Here is a 2,102-nt window from a genome sequence, read left to right on the forward strand (position 1 = left end):
CTTTTAAAATTTCTAATAATTGTAAAATGATTTAATAAATTGAAAAATAATTAAAAGTATAAAAACCACTCACTAACAATAATAAAAAGCTGATTTAAAATAAAAAAGATAGAGAATAAAAACAAAGCTCGCAGCAACCTACTTTTCCAACATCCCAGTAAGGGAGAGTATCATCGGCCATGAAAAGCTTAGCTTCTTGGTTCGAGATGGAGCAAGGCGTTTCCTAATCATGTATAGCCACGAGCAGTGTTAAATAAAACATTATCCAAATAAGAGTAATATCTTATTTAACACTGCTAAAGTATTAAAGTTAAAAATCACTAAGTTTAATATCTAAAAACACTATTAAACCTAAAAGGATTATATTTTATCCTTAACAAGGAAGTGATGCTTATTAAGATAAGCAAACGAGCTATTAGTACTGGTCAGCTAAAGGACTTTCATCCATTACACACCCAGCCTATCAAACTAGTAGTCTACTAGAGCTCTTAAAAGAAGATTCATCTTGGAGTTGGCTTCGAGCTTAGATGCTTTCAGCTCTTATCACATCCCAGCTTAGCTACTCAGCGATGCTCTTGGCAGAACAACTGATACACCAGTGGCTGGTTTAACCCGGTCCTCTCGTACTAGGGTCAACTCTCCTCAATCTTCTTACGCCCACGGCAGATAGGGACCGAACTGTCTCACGACGTTCTGAACCCAGCTCGCGTACCGCTTTAAATGGCGAACAGCCATACCCTTGGGACCTGCTCCAGCCCCAGGATGCGATGAGCCGACATCGAGGTGCCAAACCTCCCCGTCGATGTGAGCTCTTGGGGGAGATCAGCCTGTTATCCCCGGGGTACCTTTTATCCTTTGAGCGATGGCCCTTCCACACAGAACCACCGGATCACTAAGACCGACTTTCGTCTCTGCTCGACTTGTATGTCTCGCAGTTAAGCTGGCTTATGCCTTTATACTCTACGAACGATTTCCAACCGTTCTGAGCCAACCTTTGTAAGCCTCCGTTACATTTTGGGAGGCGACCGCCCCAGTCAAACTACCCACCAGACATTGTCCTACTTGAGGATAACTCAAGCTAGTTAGCTACCCAAATAAAGAAGAGTGGTATCTCAACAATGGCTCACCATAAACCAGAGTCTATGGATCAAAGCCTCCCACCTATCCTGCGCATCTTTATCCAAATAGCAGTGTCAAGCTGTAGTAAAGGTCCACGGGGTCTTTCCGTCTTGCCGCGGGTAGGAGGAATTTTCACCTCCACTACAATTTCACTGGATCCCTCTTTGAGACAGCTCCCATCTCGTTACGCCATTCATGCAGGTCGGTATTTAACCGACAAGGAATTTCGCTACCTTAGGACCGTTATAGTTACGGCCGCCGTTTACTCGGGCTTCGATCAAGAGCTTCGCTAATGCTAACCCCATCAATTAACCTTCGAGCACCGGGCAGGCGTCACACCCTATACATCCTCTTACGAGTTAGCAGAGTGCTGTGTTTATGGTAAACAGTCGGGAGGGACTCTTTGTTGTAACCTTCTTTGCTTTGGGAGTAAATCTTAATACAAAGTTAGGCACACCTTATACCGAAGATACGGTGCTATTTTGCAGAGTTCCTTAAAGAGAGTTCTTCCACGCGCCTTAGAATACTCATCCCACCCACCTGTGTCGGTTTACGGTACGGGCAATTATTACTAAACTTAGAAACTTTTCTTGGCTCGATAGTATCATGGATTCTCCATCTACTCCGAAGAGCGTCAAGAGCCTTTAAGATCTCGAATAAAGAGTGGCGGATTTGCCTACCACTCAATCTACATCCTTAGACTAGCACTTCCATCCGCTAGCTCCACTAACTTTAAGCGTCCTTCCATCGCACATAATAATTGGTATTGGAATATTAACCAATTTTCCATCGCATACCCCTTTCGGACTTTGCTTAGGACCCGACTAACCCTACGATGACGAGCATCGCGTAGGAAACCTTGGGTTTACGGCGAAGGGGATTCTCACCCCTTTTATCGCTACTCATGCCTGCATGCTCACTTCTATCCGCTCCAGCACTCCTTACCGGTATACCTTCAACGCTGAATAGAACGCTCTCCTACC

The 2,102-nt window shown here is 44.3% G+C and carries 2 rRNA genes; both read right to left on the reverse strand.

Features of this window, described 5'->3' with window-relative positions:
• Nucleotides 1-125: 125 nt before the first annotated feature.
• Nucleotides 126-245 (reverse strand): 5S ribosomal RNA (rrf, locus tag CSUIS19073_RS08155).
• A 150-nt stretch (nt 246-395) separates the two neighbouring features.
• Nucleotides 396-2,102: ribosomal RNA gene (locus CSUIS19073_RS08160) — 23S ribosomal RNA — on the reverse strand; the annotation flags it as partial.

The sequence above is a fragment of the Campylobacter sp. RM19073 genome, from assembly GCF_024723495.1.
GTDB lineage: Bacteria > Campylobacterota > Campylobacteria > Campylobacterales > Campylobacteraceae > Campylobacter > Campylobacter porcelli.